The sequence below is a fragment of the Collinsella sp. CLA-AA-H302 genome, from assembly GCF_040093305.1.
In the GTDB taxonomy this organism is placed as follows: Bacteria; Actinomycetota; Coriobacteriia; order Coriobacteriales; family Coriobacteriaceae; genus Collinsella.
Genome location: NZ_JBBNJW010000007.1, coordinates 75,800 through 91,616, shown reverse-complemented (window position 1 = coordinate 91,616; position 15,817 = coordinate 75,800). Strand labels below are relative to the sequence as shown.

Annotated in this window: 11 protein-coding genes; 4 read left to right on the top strand and 7 right to left on the bottom strand. The window is 64.7% G+C overall.

Features of this window, described 5'->3' with window-relative positions; genetic code table 11:
• Positions 1-2: 2 nt before the first annotated feature.
• Positions 3-3,044: an insulinase family protein gene (locus tag AAAV21_RS06660; RefSeq protein ID WP_349108290.1), complete on the top strand. Its 3,042-nt coding sequence runs from the start codon at positions 3-5 to the stop codon at positions 3,042-3,044.
• 328 nt (positions 3,045-3,372) lie between these two features.
• Here AAAV21_RS06660 and AAAV21_RS06655 read toward each other — a convergent pair whose 3' ends face one another.
• Together AAAV21_RS06655 and AAAV21_RS06650 are read right to left on the bottom strand one after the other, a co-directional pair.
• Positions 3,373-5,472, bottom strand: coding sequence for a heavy metal translocating P-type ATPase (locus AAAV21_RS06655; RefSeq protein ID WP_349108287.1), 2,100 nt, complete (start codon positions 5,470-5,472; stop codon positions 3,373-3,375).
• Positions 5,473-5,590: 118 nt separating this feature from the next.
• Positions 5,591-5,848, bottom strand: a complete 258-nt coding sequence (locus AAAV21_RS06650; protein ID WP_117758500.1) for a DUF6110 family protein — start codon at positions 5,846-5,848, stop codon at positions 5,591-5,593.
• Positions 5,849-6,170: 322 nt separating this feature from the next.
• On the opposite strand from AAAV21_RS06650, the gene AAAV21_RS06645 reads away from it, so the two are divergent.
• Entirely contained in the window at positions 6,171-6,803 is a 633-nt protein-coding gene (locus AAAV21_RS06645; protein WP_349108285.1) for a 5-formyltetrahydrofolate cyclo-ligase, read from the top strand.
• 24 nt (positions 6,804-6,827) lie between these two features.
• Here the strand turns inward: AAAV21_RS06645 and metA are convergent, their stop codons facing one another.
• Positions 6,828-7,754 carry a homoserine O-succinyltransferase gene (gene metA, locus AAAV21_RS06640; RefSeq protein WP_271739874.1) on the bottom strand — a complete coding sequence of 309 codons (927 nt, stop codon included), beginning with the start codon at positions 7,752-7,754 and terminating at the stop codon, positions 6,828-6,830.
• A 254-nt stretch (positions 7,755-8,008) separates the two neighbouring features.
• Here metA and AAAV21_RS06635 point away from each other — a divergent pair, with 254 nt between their 5' ends.
• On the top strand, positions 8,009-8,986 hold the full coding sequence (locus AAAV21_RS06635) for an L-lactate dehydrogenase (RefSeq protein ID WP_349108283.1): 978 nt from the start codon (positions 8,009-8,011) through the stop codon (positions 8,984-8,986).
• A gap of 412 nt (positions 8,987-9,398) precedes the next feature.
• Here AAAV21_RS06635 and AAAV21_RS06630 read toward each other — a convergent pair whose 3' ends face one another.
• From AAAV21_RS06630 to AAAV21_RS06620, 3 genes are all read right to left on the bottom strand, one after another.
• Complete coding sequence (locus AAAV21_RS06630; protein WP_349108280.1) at positions 9,399-10,367, bottom strand: SIS domain-containing protein; 969 nt, start codon at positions 10,365-10,367, stop codon at positions 9,399-9,401.
• A gap of 144 nt (positions 10,368-10,511) precedes the next feature.
• Entirely contained in the window at positions 10,512-11,276 is a 765-nt protein-coding gene (locus AAAV21_RS06625) for a GntR family transcriptional regulator (protein WP_349108278.1), read from the bottom strand.
• Between the two features lie 2 nt (positions 11,277-11,278).
• Positions 11,279-13,252, bottom strand: a complete 1,974-nt coding sequence (locus tag AAAV21_RS06620; RefSeq protein WP_349108277.1) for an ATP-dependent DNA helicase RecQ — start codon at positions 13,250-13,252, stop codon at positions 11,279-11,281.
• A 291-nt stretch (positions 13,253-13,543) separates the two neighbouring features.
• Between AAAV21_RS06620 and AAAV21_RS06615 the strand changes: the two genes are divergently transcribed.
• Positions 13,544-14,665, top strand: coding sequence for an IS110 family transposase (locus AAAV21_RS06615; RefSeq protein ID WP_349108274.1), 1,122 nt, complete (start codon positions 13,544-13,546; stop codon positions 14,663-14,665).
• 425 nt (positions 14,666-15,090) lie between these two features.
• Here the strand turns inward: AAAV21_RS06615 and AAAV21_RS06610 are convergent, their stop codons facing one another.
• Positions 15,091-15,810, bottom strand: a complete 720-nt coding sequence (locus tag AAAV21_RS06610) for a GntR family transcriptional regulator (RefSeq protein WP_349102589.1) — start codon at positions 15,808-15,810, stop codon at positions 15,091-15,093.
• Positions 15,811-15,817: the final 7 nt, after the last annotated feature.

Below are 15,817 nucleotides of genomic sequence, written 5' to 3'. Positions count from 1 at the left end.
ATATGTCCACTACCTCAACCGACCCGCGCGCCGCTGCTGCCGTGCTGCTGGTGCCCGGCACCACCTGCCACGGCTTTGCCGTCGAGCGCCGCGAGACCGTGCCCGAGCTCGACTCGGACGCTTACGTGCTGCGTCACGTCGCCTCGGGCGCCCGCCTGCTGTACCTGGCGTGCGACGACGAAAACAAGGCCTTTGCCATTGGCTTTAAGACGCCGCCGGCCGATTCCACCGGCGTGTTCCACATTCTTGAGCACTCGGTGCTGTGCGGATCGGCCAAGTTTCCCGTCAAGGAGCCGTTCGTGGACCTGATCAAAAGCTCCATGCAGACGTTCCTCAACGCCATGACCTACCCCGACAAGACCATCTACCCCGTTGCCACCACCAACGAGCAGGATCTGTACAACCTGATGGACGTGTACCTGGACGCGGTGTTCAACCCGGCCATCTATACCAAGCCCACCATTTTTGAGCAGGAGGGTTGGCACTACGAGCTGGACCTGCCGGAGGGCGCCGCGGGCGAGGGCGACGGCAGCTCCGCGAGCCTGCGTGAGGGCACGCTGCGCTATAACGGCGTGGTGTTCAACGAGATGAAGGGTGCGCTGTCCGATCCCATGAGCGTGCTGGACGACGCCGTCAACGCCGCGCTCTATCCCGACACCGCCTATGCGCACGAGAGCGGCGGTGACCCGCGCGCGATTCCCGCGCTCACCTACGAGCAGTTCCTGGACACGCACGCGCGCCACTACAATCCTTCCAACTCCTACATCACGCTCTACGGCGACCTGGACGTGGACCGCGCGCTGGCTTTTTTGGACGAGCGCTATCTGTCGCAGCCGAGTGCCGCGAGCCGCCGCATGGACGCCGCCGTCGCCGCCGGCGAGAACCCGTCTGCGCTGGCACCCAATCCTCTGGACGTGCAGGCGCCTGTGACCTGCGAGTATAAGCGCGTCGAGATGGCCACCACGCCCGAGAACGCCCTGGTGGGCCTGGGCCTGGTGCTGGGCAGCGCGCTCGACCGCAAGCGCACGATCGCGGCGGATATCCTGTTCGAGGCGCTGCTGGGCTCCAACGAAGCGCCGGTTAAGAAGGCCATTCTGGCCGCCGGCCTGGGCGGCAACGTGGTGAGCTACACCGCGGCCGAGAGCCTGCAGCCCTACGAGCTCATCATGCTGCAAAACGCGCAGCCCAGCGTGGCGCGCGAGCTGCGCCGCGTGTTCCAGGACGCCTGCCGCGACCTGTGCGAGCACGGCGTTCCGCGCGAGCGCCTGGAAGCTATCATCAGCAGCAACGAATACGACCTGCGCCAGCGCGACTACGGTATCGCCGACGGCGTGGCCATTGCGTGCGACGCGCTGAGCACCTGGCTCTACGATGACGACGCCGCGACGCTGGCGCTCAAGTACGGCCCGGTGTACGAGGAGCTTCGCGACGAGCTGGACGGCAACTACTTTGAGGACCTGCTGCGCGAGCTGGTGCTGGAGAACGACCACATGGCGTTGGTCGAGCTGGTGCCAGTGGACACCGGTGCCGGCTCGGAGGGCGCCGAGGCAGCCGAGCTCACCGCCAAGCGCGATGCCATGACCGAGGCCGAGCTGGCCGACGTGGTCGAGCGCACGGCCTCGCTGCGTGCCGCGCAGGAGGCGGAAGACACGCCCGAGGCCAAGGCAACGCTGCCGCGCCTGCGCGTGTCCGACATTGGCGAGGCGCGCCCCGAGCCGCCGCTGGTCGTGGACACGACCGCGCCTATCCCCTGCCTGCGCCACGGTATCCCCACCAACCGCCTGGCCTACGCCATGCAGTATTTCGACCTGAGCTGCGTCGCGTTTGAGGACCTGCCCTATGTGACGCTGCTCTGCCGCCTGCTTAAGCAGCTGCCCACGCGCGAGCATTCGGCCGAGGAGCTCGACAACTTGCTCGCCGGCAAGCTGGGCTTTTTGAGCTTTACGACCGAGGTCATGACCCAGCCCGACGTGGACGGCGTGCGCCCCTACCTGCTGGTGAGCGCCGGCGCCCTGTCCGAGAAGATCGACGCGCTGGCGAGCCTGCCGCGCGAGGTGTGGTCGAGCACGCTTTTGCTCGATGCCGACGCTGACCGCGTGCGCGACGTGCTCACGCAGATTCGCATTGGGCTCGAGCAGGGCTTTATCAACAACGGCCACTCGGCGGCGCTCGGTCGCGCGATGAGCTACAGCTCGCCTTCGGCCGTGGTGCGCGAGCAGCTTTCGGGCGTTGATTTCTATCTGTTCCTGCGCGATCTGCTCGAGCACTTTGACGAGCGACTGGACGACCTGCGCGCCAAGCTTGCCGAGTTGGCAGGTCGTATCTTTGTGGTCGACGGCTGCATGGCGAGCTTTACCGGCAGCGACGAGGACTTTGACGCGTACTGGGCCGCCGCGGGTAACCTGGGGCTTGGCGCGGGCCACGGCGGCGCCGGCCGCGACGCGCTCGTGGTGCCGGCACCGCGCGACCGCCACGAGGCTTTTGTCATCCCCAGCGACATCTGCTTTGCGGCAAGCGCGTGCGACCCTCGTCGTCTGGGTATTGACGTGACGGGCGCCTGGGCGGTTGCCGCCAACGCGCTCTCCTACGACTACCTGTGGAACGAGATCCGCGTTAAAGGCGGTGCGTACGGCTGCGGATTCCGCGCGGCCGGCGAGCGCCAGACGGCGTTCTACACCTACCGCGACCCGGCAATCGATCCCTCGATTGAGCGCGTGGCGCACGCAGGCGAATGGCTCGGCAGCTTTGAGCCCGACGAGGCCGCCTTTGAGGGCTTTATCGTGAGCTGCGTGAGCGGCATGGACGCGCCGGTGAAGCCGTACGCGCTCACCAAGCGCCGCAACACGACCTACCTGGCCGGGCTCGATCCGCATGCGCGCGAGGAACGTCGTGCCCAGATGCTCGCCGCGACGCCCGGTGAGCTGCGCGCACTCGGCGCCGATGTGACGCGCATTGCGGCCGAGTCGCCAACCTGCGTCTTTGGCGGACGCGACGTCATCGCCAAGAGCAACGCCAACTTCAACGTAGTCGACCTGCTAGGCTAACGCACAAAGGTAGATTTTTAGGACATGCCTAAAAATCTACCTTTTTTCTGCGGCTTGGACGGGGCGGCACAGCCCACTGCGACGGTTTGTCTCGATCTGTAACAGCTAGACGGCAATATCGGCTCCAGATGTTACAGATCGAGATAGTTCCGAATGGCACCGGCCCTTTGTCTCGATCTGTAACACCTAGGCCCGTTTTTGCCGAGTAACTGTTACAGATTTAGACAAACTGCCCCAGACACTCGTCCTCAGCAAAAACCACCACAGAGGTGCCTGTCCCCTTTGTGGTGGTTTGTGTGGTGGTTTGGGCTGTCTTAATCTCGCACGGCTAGCGTACCTGGTAGGCGCGGGCGTTTCGCGCCGAGAGGAAGACCGTGGAGCCGTTATGGATAAGCGAGCTCACCTGCGGGGCGATAATCCCCGCAACGCCTCCCGCCAAGAGCAGCGAGTTGAGGCCGATGACCTCGCTAAACGATGCGTCCATGCGCTCCTCGAGTCCGAGCGCCAGACGGCGCAGCACCACGAGCGAGGCAAGGTCGCCGTCGGTGAGCGTGATGTCGGCGACCTCTTTGGCGATCGCGGTGCCCGAGCCCATGGCCACGCCCACGTTGGCGGCCGAGAGCGCCGGCGAGTCGTTGACGCCGTCGCCCACCATGACCACGCGGCGCCCAGCCGCGCGCATCTGCTCGATCACGGTGTGCTTGTCCTCGGGCAAAAGGTCGGCGCGGAACTCATCGATCCCCGCCTTGCCAGCGATGCGCGCGGCGGCGTTGGCGTTGTCGCCCGTGAGCATCACGATATGCTCAAAGCCCAGCGCACGGAGCTGCGCCAGTGCCTCGGGCGCGCCCGGTTTGAGCGGGTCCTGGATGCCGATTGCACCCTTGAGCACGCCATCGACCGCCAGGTAGAGCTTGGAGAGGCCGTCGAGCTTCTCCTCAATCAGCGCTCGCACATCGTCGGCGATCGCGACGCCCTCGTCCTCGACCACAAAATGCTCGGAGCCGATCACGCAGCGCTTGTCGTCGAGCGAGCTCGCGATACCGTGCGCCACCAGGTACTCGACCTCGGCATGGCGCTCGCGGTGCTCGAGCCCGGCCTCGGCAGCCGCATTGACCACGGCGCGCGCCACCGGGTGCGGAAAATGCTCCTCGAGGCAGGCCGAGAAGCGCAGCACCTGCGTGCGATCCCAACCGTCAAACGAAAGCACGTCCGCCACCTGCGGGGCGGCAGCAGTCAGGGTGCCCGTCTTGTCGAAGACGATGGTGTCGGCCGTGGCGAAGGCCTCAAAATGCTTGGAGCCCTTGACGGTGAAGCCCTCGCGCGCGCTCTGGCTCATGGCCGTGAGCACGCTGATGGCGCCCGTGAGTTTGAGCGCGCAGGAGTAGTCGACCATAAGCGCGGCGCTCGTGCGCACCAGGCTGCGGGTCTTGAGGTAGACGCCCGCAGCGAGCAGGAAGTTCCACGGCACAAAGGCGTCGGCCATATGCTCACGGCGGCTGAGCGACTCGGCCTTTAAGGCCTCGGACTGCTCGACCAGGCTCACGATCGAGCGCAGCTTGGTATCGGTCGCAGCAGCGCGCACGCGCACGTAGGCCTCGCCGTCCTCCACGGCCGTGCCGGCAAAGACGTCGTCGCCTGCACTGCGCTCGATAGCCAGCGGCTCGCCGGTGAGCGTGGACTGGTTGACCATGGCGCAACCCCACTCGACGGTGCCGTCGACGGGGATGGGCATGCCGGTGCGCACCACGATGAGGTCGCCGGCGACAAGGCTCGATGCCTGGACGCGGCGCTCCTCCGCCCCGCGCAGCGTCGGGTCGCCGCAGGGGATGAGCTGCGCGTAGTCTGGCACGTCGAGCAGCGAGTAAATGAGCTGGTTTTGCGATTGCGCGCGGGTGTAGTCCTCAAGGAGCTCACCCAGGTTGAGCAAAAGCATCGTGCTGGCGGCGGTGCGCCAGTCGCGCTTGAGGAAGGAGATTCCGATGGCTGCGGCGTCGAGCACGGGCACGTCGAGGCGCGCGCCGGCAAGAGACGCGAGCGCGGCCTTGAGAAAGCCGCGGTAGCTCCAGACGGTATAGATCGTGGAGAGCGGTGCCGGCAGGAACCAGCGGCGGGCTAAATGTCCGCCGAGGAGCGTGGCGATATCCATGAGCAGGCTGTTGGTGCGCGGCGCAAGCGCGACGGTGCAGTCGCGGCGGGCCTCGTCCACGGCCGTGCGGTCGATAGCGGCGATGGCGGCGAGCGCCTGGGCGCGGGCGGCAGGCTCAAACGCGACGGCGAGCGAGCCCGTGCGCGGATAGACCGTCGCCTTTTGGATGACGGGATGTTGGCGGAGGGCGCGCGTGAGGGCGTCGATATCCGCCTCGGGCACGCGACCGGCGAGCTTAACGCGCACGCGGCCGGGAACCTCGTGTTGGATGGTGTAGTTCATGCGTGAAGGCCTCTCTTGGTACGGGGCGTCAAACGTGCGCCCCAAAGAGCAGCAGCTGCGTCGCCCGGGGGCGATCGCAGCTGCTTAGAGTCGTTGAGACAAGCGTTGGGCGCGAGGTCTACTCGGCCTTGCCGCCCTCGACGACCTCCACGTCAACGGGGTTGTTGAGGTACTCGGCCTCGGCAACGATGTCGTCGACCTGGGCCTTGGCCTGCTCGACAATGTCCTGGTAGCCGGCCTTGACGCGCATGCCGGCGGCAACGGTAGCCACGGCGGCACGCTTGGCGGTATCGGACGCGAGAGCCTTGGGAACAACGACGCCCAGGACGGCGCCGGCGGCAACGAGCAGGGAGTGAGTCTTGGAAATGCTGACCATGGATGATCCTTTCGGACGTGTGGATAGAACGGTAGTTAGTTCAGACTAACATTCTTTGAGTAGACGAGGATGCAAAGTTACCGTACGGCAACCCCGAACGCGCGTCTTTTTGCGTTGTGCTGCTGAACTGGGGTTCAATCTACCCCGCAAGTGCGGAGGTAGGCCATGGTAACTCGCGTTATGCACATCTCAACCATAGTTGCGCACATGCAACCGTTAGCGGTGGCTAACCGCCGGATTGTCGGCCGACCCGAGGACCGGCGATCAACCTGCCCATTCTCGCGACGGAAGGGATAGACTTTGTAGCAACCGAACAGCTGCTTTGGAGGAATGCATGCTCGACGTTGTGCAACAAAAACAAGCCACCCGCGCCGAAGCGCTTGCCCGGCGCGACGACATCCCGCAGGCTCTCCGTGAGCAAAAGTCGGCCACGATATCTTCCCGGCTCGCAGCAAAACTCGACCGACTGCTCGACAACCATCAAGGCGGCCCGGTAACCGTGGCAACGTATTCGGCAATGGGATCCGAGCCCGATCCCTCTGCATTTGCCAGCTACGCCGAACGGCGCGGCTGTCGCGTCGTGTACCCCTGTATGCTCGCGGCAGCCGAAGCCGCCGCGAGCGGCCAGCGCATGTGCATGCGGGCAGTCGCAGCTGGAGACGCGTTCGCGGCCCCGTTTATCGCCCACCCCACGCGAGCCTTCGCGGCCGCGGACATCGACAGCGACCGCTTCCCCATCGTGCCTGCCGAAGCGCTCGACATGATCGTCGTGCCGCTCGTGGCCTTCGACCTCACCGGCGCACGGCTGGGCTACGGCGGCGGCTGCTACGACCGCTACCTGCCCACACTTCGTCCCGACTGCCAGATCATCGGCATCGCCTTTGACGAGCAATGCGTCGACCACGTCCCCACCAATGCCCACGACCTGCCGCTACCCAACATCATCAGCGCTTAACGGCCGGCGCACCTCCCGACAGGTCTAGTGCTCCTCGCCGGCGCGGGCCAGGTCGTAGGGCGTGGTCTGGTAGACGTAGTAGTTGAGCCAGTTGGTGTAGAACAGCTGAGCCTGGCTGCGCCAGACGTTGCGCGGCTCGGCCGTGGGGTCGTCGCCCGGGAAGTAATGTGCCGGCACCTCCGGATTAAGCCCACGCTTCACGTCGCGCTCGTACTCAAGGCGCAGCGTGTCGGTATCGTACTCGGGATGGCCAAAGACAAAGAAGCGACGGCTGTCGGTCGACTTGACGATGTACAGGCCCACCTCGTCGGACACGGCCACGACCTCAAGCTGCGGCTCGGCCTCCACGTCCTCGCGGCGCACATCGGTGTTGCGCGAATGCACGGCATAGAAACGGTCGTCGAAGCCGCGGACCAGCGGGCTTTGCGGCTTCACCAGATAATGCTCGAACACGCCGCTCGCCTTTGCCGGCAGGTCATACTTCTGAATACCGTAGTGGTGATACAGGCCCGCCTGTGCGCCCCAGCAAATGTGCAGCGTAGAGTGCACGTGCGTGGTGGACCAGTCCATGATCTGGCAGAGCTCGGGCCAGTAGTCGACCTCCTCGAACGGCATCTGCTCCACCGGCGCGCCCGTGATGATCAGGCCGTCGTAGTGGATGTCGCGGATGTCGTCGAAGGTGCGGTAGAACGTCTCCAGGTGGCCGGCACTCACGTGCGTGGCCTCGTGCGTCTTGGTGCGCAGCAGGTCCACCTCCACCTGCAACGGCGTGTTGGAGAGCTTGCGCATGATCTGCGTCTCGGTGGCGATTTTGGTTGGCATGAGGTTGAGGATGAGCACGCGCAGCGGACGAATGTCCTGGTGCAGTGCGCGGTACTCGGTCATGACAAAGATGTTCTCGCTCTCGAGCTGCGCGGCGGCAGGGAGGGCGTCGGGAATGCGAATGGGCATGGATGCTCCTTACGAGTCAGTTGCAGTTATGGTACAACGAGCGGCCCCATCCGCGCGAGTGTATCGCCCAGCGGTAGATTTTCGGGACATGCCTTAATTTCTACCTTTCGGCCATCCGGGCACAGTTCGCCCCAAAACGCCCAAAAGTAGAAATTAAGGCATGTCCCGAAAATCTGCGACGCTTTAGCCTAGCAAAGTGACGGTAGGACGCTACAATGGTTCGACGCGAAAAACTCGGCCGAAAGGATACATATATGTACCAGACGCGTAAGATCGGTGTGGTCGGCCAGGGCCACGTAGGAGCACATGTCGCCAACAGCCTGCTCATGCAGGGCATTGCCGATGAGCTGTACCTGTGCGATATCAACGAGGCCAAGGTGACGTCCGAGGTCCAGGACCTGCGCGACTCCCTTTCGTTTGTCCCGTACAACACCAAGATCGTCAACTGCTACGACCACTACGAGGAGCTGGCCTGCTGCGACGTCATCGTCAACGCCGCCGGCAAGGTCGCGCTGGCCGCCGGCAACCGCGACGGCGAGCTGTTCTTTACCACCGACGCCGCGCGCACCTTTGCCAAGCGCATCGTCGACGCCGGCTTCGACGGCATCTTCGTCTCCATCTCCAACCCCTGCGACGTCGTCTGCACCGAGCTGTGGCACCTGACCGGCTACGATCCCAAGAAGATCATCGGCTCGGGCTGCGGTCTGGACTCCGCCCGCCTGCGCACCGAGATCTCCAAGAAGGTCGGCGTGAGCCCCAAGTCCATCGACGCCTACATGATCGGCGAGCATGGCTTTAGCCAGCTGGCCGCCTTTAAGGCCGCAACCATCGCCGGCAAGAGCCTCAACGAGCTTCAGGCCGAGAACCCCGACAAGTACGCCTTTGACCACATGGAGGTCGAGGAGCTTGCACGCAAGGGCGGCTACGTAACCTACCAGGGCAAGCAGTGCACCGAGTACGCCGTTGCCAACTCCGCCGCGCGCGTCTGCGCCGCCGTGCTTCACAACGAGCATGCCGTGCTTTCCGCCTCCACGCTCATGACCGGCCAGTATGGCGAGGAGGGCATCTTCACGTCCCTGCCGTGCGTGATCGGCGCCGAGGGCGTCGAGGAGGTCTACACGCTCGACCTGTCCGACTACGAGCTCGAGGGCTTCCACAAGAGCTGCCAGCACATCCGCGACAACATCGCCCAGCTCGACTGGTGGGATGCCGAGGCCTACGACGCAAAGTAGGCCGCCGCTTGACGCGACACTTCGCGCATATCGATGCCATGCAGAGCGGGCCGCGCGGGAAATCCCCGGCAAGGCCCGCTTTTTTGACCCCCTACAGCACGCCCGTAGATTCAGGTCTAATACTTTTCCCGAGAAGTGAACGAGTCAAATCGGACCCCCGAAACATCGACACTTTTCAGGCCCCATTTCCTGCGGTTTCATTGGGATTTTCCTGCGGTTTTGACGCCAAAAAGTGTGGATGCTTCGGGGGTCCCAAAAAGGTCGTTCACTTCTCGGGAAAAGTATTAGACCTCGTTTTCCGGCTGTTTCCGGCACCCAGAAAAGGGCGCCAAAACACAAACGGGGCCCGCGTTTGGCGAGGGCCCCGTCGCAAAAGATCGCTCCCGGTTAAAAAGTTCGCTTTCCCGATTACCTAGTACTGTTCGATGCCCATGTAGCGACGAATCTCGGGGCTGTGGTCGAACACCTTACCGCGGGCTGCGCGCAGCTCGCAGCTCATCGCGTAGAAGAAGATCGGCTCCAGGTACGAACGCACGCTGGCGGGCACCTCGCCCACGCCGTACTCGAGCGCATCGAGCACCATAACCGTATCGGTGTGCGTGTCGAGGAACGCAAGCGCGCGCTCCTCCATGGGGCGGCACTCGCCCGATCCGAGCTGCACAAAGTAGAACACGCCAGGCTCGGTAGCCTCGAAGGGACCGTGGAAATACTCGCCGGAGTGGATGTAGCAGCAATGCTGCCACTGCATCTCCATGAGCGAGCAGATGGCCATGGCGTAGGTCTGGCTAAAGTTGGGGCCGGAACCCAAGATATAGAAGAACTTGTGCTGCTGGCAGAGCTCGGCAAAGCGGTCGCCCAGCTCGGCGTTGACCTTCTCGCGCGCGGCGGGCAACAGCGCGTCCATCTGCTTAAGGCCGGCGTACATGTCGGGGAGCGCCTCGTAGCCCTCCTGCTGGTCGAGCAGCTCGGCAGCCATCAGAACGCCGATGCCCTGCGGGACCTCGGCCTGCGACTCGCCCTTGCCCCACGGATAGACCCAGGTGGTCCACTTGCCGTTATCGATCTTGGAGCCCGCGTAGTCGGTCATAGCCACGACCTCGGCGCCGGCGGCCAGCGCCATCTCGCAACCGTCGATGACCTCCTGCGTGTTGCCGCTGTGGCTGCAGGCGACGACGAGCGACTTCGGCCCCAGGCTCTTGGGGGCCATCAGGCAAAACTCGCGCGCGGTGTAGACCGTCGAGGCAAACGTGGTGGCCTCGCGCTTGAGCAGCTCGTTGGCCGGCATCAGGTCGATCATCGAACCGCCGCAGGCGATCCAAAAGACGCTCTCGATCTTACCCTTGCGCTCGATAATTTCCTGAATCAGATCGTGTGCGTTCACGGTGACGCTCCTCCTTGTGTGGCGGCTTTGAACGGCGGCGGCTCGTACCTGCGGTCGTTCTATGTTGTCCTATTTATAGCACGCACGACGACGCCCGTGAAGTCATCTCAGCAAATTTGTTCTATGTTGTTCTATCTGTGGACGTTAGATGTCGAAGACGTAGCGCGAGCCCACGATCTTTTGGCGCCCGAGCAGCAAGGGCCGCTCGTCTGCATCGGTAAAGTAGGCCTCCATATAGAAGAGCGGCTCGCCGACCGGCACCTCCAGCAGCGGGGCCGCCTGGGCATCCGCCAGCGCAATCTCCACGGTGCAGGGATCGGACTTGAGCGGCGCGCGACCCGAATGCTCGGCAACGAGCGCAAAGATTGAGTTATCGGTGAGGTCCTCGTCGGCCAGCGTCTGCAGGTAGGGATGGTCGGCGAGCACAAAGGCGTTGTTCTCGAGCATGACGGGGATGCCGTCGGCCGTGCGCACGCGCTCGACCACGATAAGCTCGCAGCCGGGCTCCACGCCAAAGAACACCGCATCCTCACGTGTCGCCGCGACCACCGTGCGCGACACCAGGCACGCTCCGGCCACCATGTCGTTGGCGGCGCAACCCTCAGTAAAGCTCTGGACGTCGCCCTTCTGGCGAATCTTGCGCTTGAGCTTGGGCGCGCACACAAAAGTGCCCCTCCCCTGCTGACGGCTGAGATACCCCGCGCGCGAAAGTTCCTCGATGGCGCGGCGCACGGTAATGCGCCCCACGCCGTAGGACTTTGCAAGCTCCATCTCGGAAGGAATGCGCGAGCCAGCTGCGTACACGCCGCGCGCGATCTCGCCCTTTAGGTCATCCATGACCTGCTGGTACAGCGGCACGGCGGAAACCTCGGCGCGCTCGGAACGTTCGGTCTTGCTATCGGATGCCATCGTTACGCTCCATCCCGCGCATGCTCGGACTCAAACTCTTCAATCGCCGCCATAAACTGCTCGCCAAAGGCGTCGGCCTTTTTCTCGCCGATGCCGCTGACCTGGACAAGCTCGTCGTGTGTCTGCGGGCGCAGACGGCACAGGCCGCGCAGGGCCTTGTCGGAGAAAACCATATACGGTGCCATCTCGAGCTCGGTCGAGATTTCCTTGCGCAGGGCACGCAGGCGCTCGAACAGCTCGGCATCGTCGCCCACGCGCGGGCGCTGATCCAGCTCGGCCTCCTCGCGTAGCAGATCCACCGCGCGGCGGGCGCGGGCCGAGGCCTTGCGCTTGGAAGCGCGACGCTTAACGGTAAAGGCAAACGCCTCGTCCTCGACCTCGCCGGCGCGCGGGCCCAGCCCCACGACCGGGTACTGCCCCTGCGAGGTAGCCAGATAACCGCGGCCGCACAGCTGGCCGATGATGTCCTTGATGCGCCCGACCGATTCGCTCGACAGCTCGCCATAGCCGCGGTCCTCGTCCAGATGCATTTGGCGGATGCGCTCGGTGTTGCCGCCGTGGAGCACATCGGCGATGAGCGATTTGCCAAAGCGCATGGGGCGCGTGGCCACATAGCGCACGGTGGCGCGGGCCATATCGGTGACGTCCTCGACCTCGAACTGTGTGAGGCAGTTGCTGCAGTTGCCGCAGCCCTCGGCGGCGTCGGCGGCGGCACCACCCACGGCCGCATGCTCGGCCGCGGCCTCGTCGCCAAAGTAGCGCAGCATGTATTCGCGCAGGCAGCCGGTGGTATTGCAGTAGCCTTCCATCTGGCTGAGCAGGCGATATCGATTCTGGAGCGCCCACGCGCGCTGCTCATCGTCGAGCGCCTCGTCAGCCGCATCGCCGCGATCGATCAAAAAGCGGCGCATGCGAAAATCGTTGCCGTTCCACAGCAGGTGGCAGCTGGCCGGGTCGCCATCGCGGCCGGCGCGGCCCGCCTCCTGATAGTAGGCCTCGATGCTCTCGGGCACGTTGTTGTGAATGACGTAGCGCACGTTGGGCTTGTCGATGCCCATGCCAAAGGCGTTGGTGGCAACCATCACCTGTATATCGTCGTCGATAAAGGCGCGCTGGCTTTGGCGGCGGGCGTCGTTGCCCATGCCGGCATGGTAGCGGCCAACGCGAATGCCGCTAGGACCCAGCGCCTCGGCAAGCTCGCCCGCCAGCGCATCGACCGTCTTGCGGGTCGAGCAATACACGATGCCGCTCTCGCTCGAATGCGCAATCACATAGTCGCGCACCCACGCGGCCTTGGCCTTGTCGCCCATCTCCTCGCAGCCAAAGTAGAGGTTCTTGCGATCAAAGCCCGTCACCGCGCACGCGGGGTTTTGCAGGCCGAGCATCTGCTGAATATCTGCACGGACGCGCTCGGTTGCCGTGGCGGTAAAGGCCGCCACGATGGGGCGCCGCGGCAGGGAATCGATGAACTCACGAATCTGCAGGTAGGCGGGGCGGAAATCCTGGCCCCATTGGCTTACGCAGTGGGCCTCGTCAATGGCCACGAGCGGCACGCCAATGCCGCCGTCCGCTGCGGCCTCCTGTGCAAAGGCTAAAAAGCGCGGCTCGAGCAGGCGCTCGGGCGCCACGTACATAAGCTGGTAGCGGCCCTCGCGCGCCCGCTTGAGCACGGTGTTTTGTTGGGCCGGGGTTAGGCTGGAGTTGAGATAGCTGGGGTGCGCGCCCGCCGCGAGCAGCGCGCGAGTCTGGTCCTCCATAAGCGACAGCAGCGGACTCACCACAAAGGTGATGCCGGGCAGCATGAGCGCGGGCACCTGGTAGCAAATGGACTTGCCGGCGCCCGTGGGCATAACGCCCAGCGCATCGCGGCCGGCAAGGATCGCATCGACCATGCGGTCCTGTCCCGAGCGAAACGAGGTGTAGCCAAAATAGGCGCCGAGCGTGTCGAGCGCCATCTGCTGCATGCTATCGGTCATGGTTTCCTAACGTCCAAGTCATCTGCCGCCGATTATACGCCGCCATGCGGACCAGTGCCGCATGGCTGCCAGCCACGGGCAGCGCGATCCGAAGGGTAGTCATTTAAGTCTGTCCCCAATGAGTACCTGGAGCAAAACAACACCGCAGGTAGAGGACGGACAGACACTATGACCCAATCCAGGGGCACGGAAACGACAGGAGCCCCCGCTCGTGACCGCGGGTCGGGGCTGCGACAATGTTGTTGAAGTGCCAGAGGCGCAGCCGCGCCGCAACGAGGTTGGGAGGCTCCCGTGCCTAGATATTCTACCGCCTTCGGAATGGACGTACACCTCAGGTCCACCACCGTCTGCGCGCTCGACGCGGAGACGGGCGAGGCCGTGACGAGGAGGTTCCGCGGCAACCCCTGGGGCGAGGTCGCGGAGTGGATGTCGGGCTTCCCCGGCCCGTCGCTCGCCGCCTACGAGAGCGGCTACCTCGGCTTCGCCCCGCAGAGGGAGCTCTCCGGGCTCGGCGTCGACTGCGTCGTCGCGGCCGTCTCCAAGGTCCCGAGGTCGGCCGCCGACCTCTCGTCCAAGAACGACCGCAACGACGCGGCCAGGATGGCCAAGGCGATACTGTCGCACGACGTCACCCCGGTATGGGTGCCGTCCCCCGAGATCGAGGGGCTCAGGGACCTCGCCGCCGCCCACGACGCCGCGACCGCGAGGCTCGCGGCGGCGAAGCAGCGGCTCCTGGCGTTCCTGGCCCGCCGCGGCTATGTCTACGGCGGCACGACGCCGGCCGGCAACCCCCGGAAGTACTGGACGTACGGCTTCCTCAGGTGGCTCGACGGCATACACCCCGCCGACGACGGCGGCATCCGGGCGCTTGCGGCGCTGAGGAACGAGGTCGAGGCGGCCGACGAGACGAGGGAGGCCCTCCTCGCCGAATACAGGGCCGCCGTCGCGGCGGGCCCCCTCTCGGCCGAGGTCGAGGCGCTCCAGTCGATCAAGGGGTGCGGGTTCGCGCTCGCCGCCGCCTTCGCGTCCGAGGTCGGCGACTTCTCGAGGTTCCGCTCCGGCAGGCAGGTGACGGCCTACTTCGGCCTCGCCCCGAAGCAGAGGTCGAGCGCGGACTCCGTGCGCCTCGGCGGAATCAGCGGGGCCGGCAACGCGCTCGTCAGGAAGCTGACTGTCGAGGGGTCCTGGTGCTACGCCCAGGCCGGCCACCAGCCGAAGCTGATGCCCAAGGGCTCCGGCGTGCCCCTCGAGATAAGGATGCACGGGAGGAAGGGGTCCGAGAGGCTCCTGCGCCGCCGCGAGGAGATGATCGCCCGCGGGATGCCGCAGGCGAAGGCGAACGCGGCCACCGCGGCCGAGCTCGTGAGGTGGCTGTGGGCCCTCGGCACGATGTGCCGGGAGGGCGCGGAATAGACATAAGCCCCCGTCCCGGCGAGCCGGGCAGCCTTCGGGGACACCCCCGTTCTCGCTGTGCGCGCGGCGGCCGCCGCATGCGCGAAGACAGACTAGGGGAACCCCGCCGAAGGAGAGGATTGCGGGCCGCCGGAGCGGTATCCGCGGATATGAGACTGAGCCGAAGGCGTCGATGACATGCCGGGGGCGGACCGGGACGGGTTAACGGCAGGCCCCGCCGACCGATTGCAAGCGGTCGGCGGGGCCATTGTGGCCCTTGACAGTGGATTGGGTCATATGAGCGAGCGACGTCCAGGGCGAACAAGTTGGCATGAAAAAGGCAAGGCATAGACCTTCTGGTCATGCCTTGCCTTTTGAATGACAAATTGTCGCCCTGGGCGGCGCGCAGCGTCGGCCCGTTACGCGGTTTGGTAAAACCGCGTAACTTACATGACCATAACGTAGCGCGATCCCACGTAGTACTGCTTACCCATCAGGACCGGCTCGCCATTGGGGCCGATAAAGCCGGCACGCAGGTTGAGCAGCGGATCGTGTGGAGCAATGCCCAGCTCAGCCGCCTGCTCGGCATTGGCGCGAACGGCCTCGACCGTGCGGTAGCCAACCGAGACAATCGGCGTTCCGCCAACACGCTCGACCTCGGCAAAAATCGACTTGTCCTCAAGATCGGCCGTCAACAGCTCACGGTAGGCGTCAAACGGCACAAAGATGTTCTCCTCAAAGATGGGCTCGCCGTCGGCTGTGCGCACGCGCTTAATATGCAGCAGCAGCGCGTCCTTTTGCAGGCCAAAGAACTCCATCTCGTTTTGACGTGCCGGCACAATCTGGCGATCGACCACATGCGCGCCCGCCTTCATGCCGTTGCTGGCACACAGCGCGGTAAACGTCTGCAGCGTCGAAGCGTGGAACTGACGATTGATGTGCGGCGTGGAGACAAAGGTACCACGGCCCTGCTGCTTAACCAGGTAGCCATCGGAGCACAGCTCCTCGACGGCGCGGCGCACCGTAATGCGGCTCACGTCGTACTGCTCGGCTAGCTCAAGCTCGGACGGAATACGCTCCTTGGGTGCATAAACACCTTTCTCGATCGCATCCTTGATTTCGTCGTAAATCTGCTGGTAAAGCGGTGCATTTTTGGGCGCAGGCATATCTAAT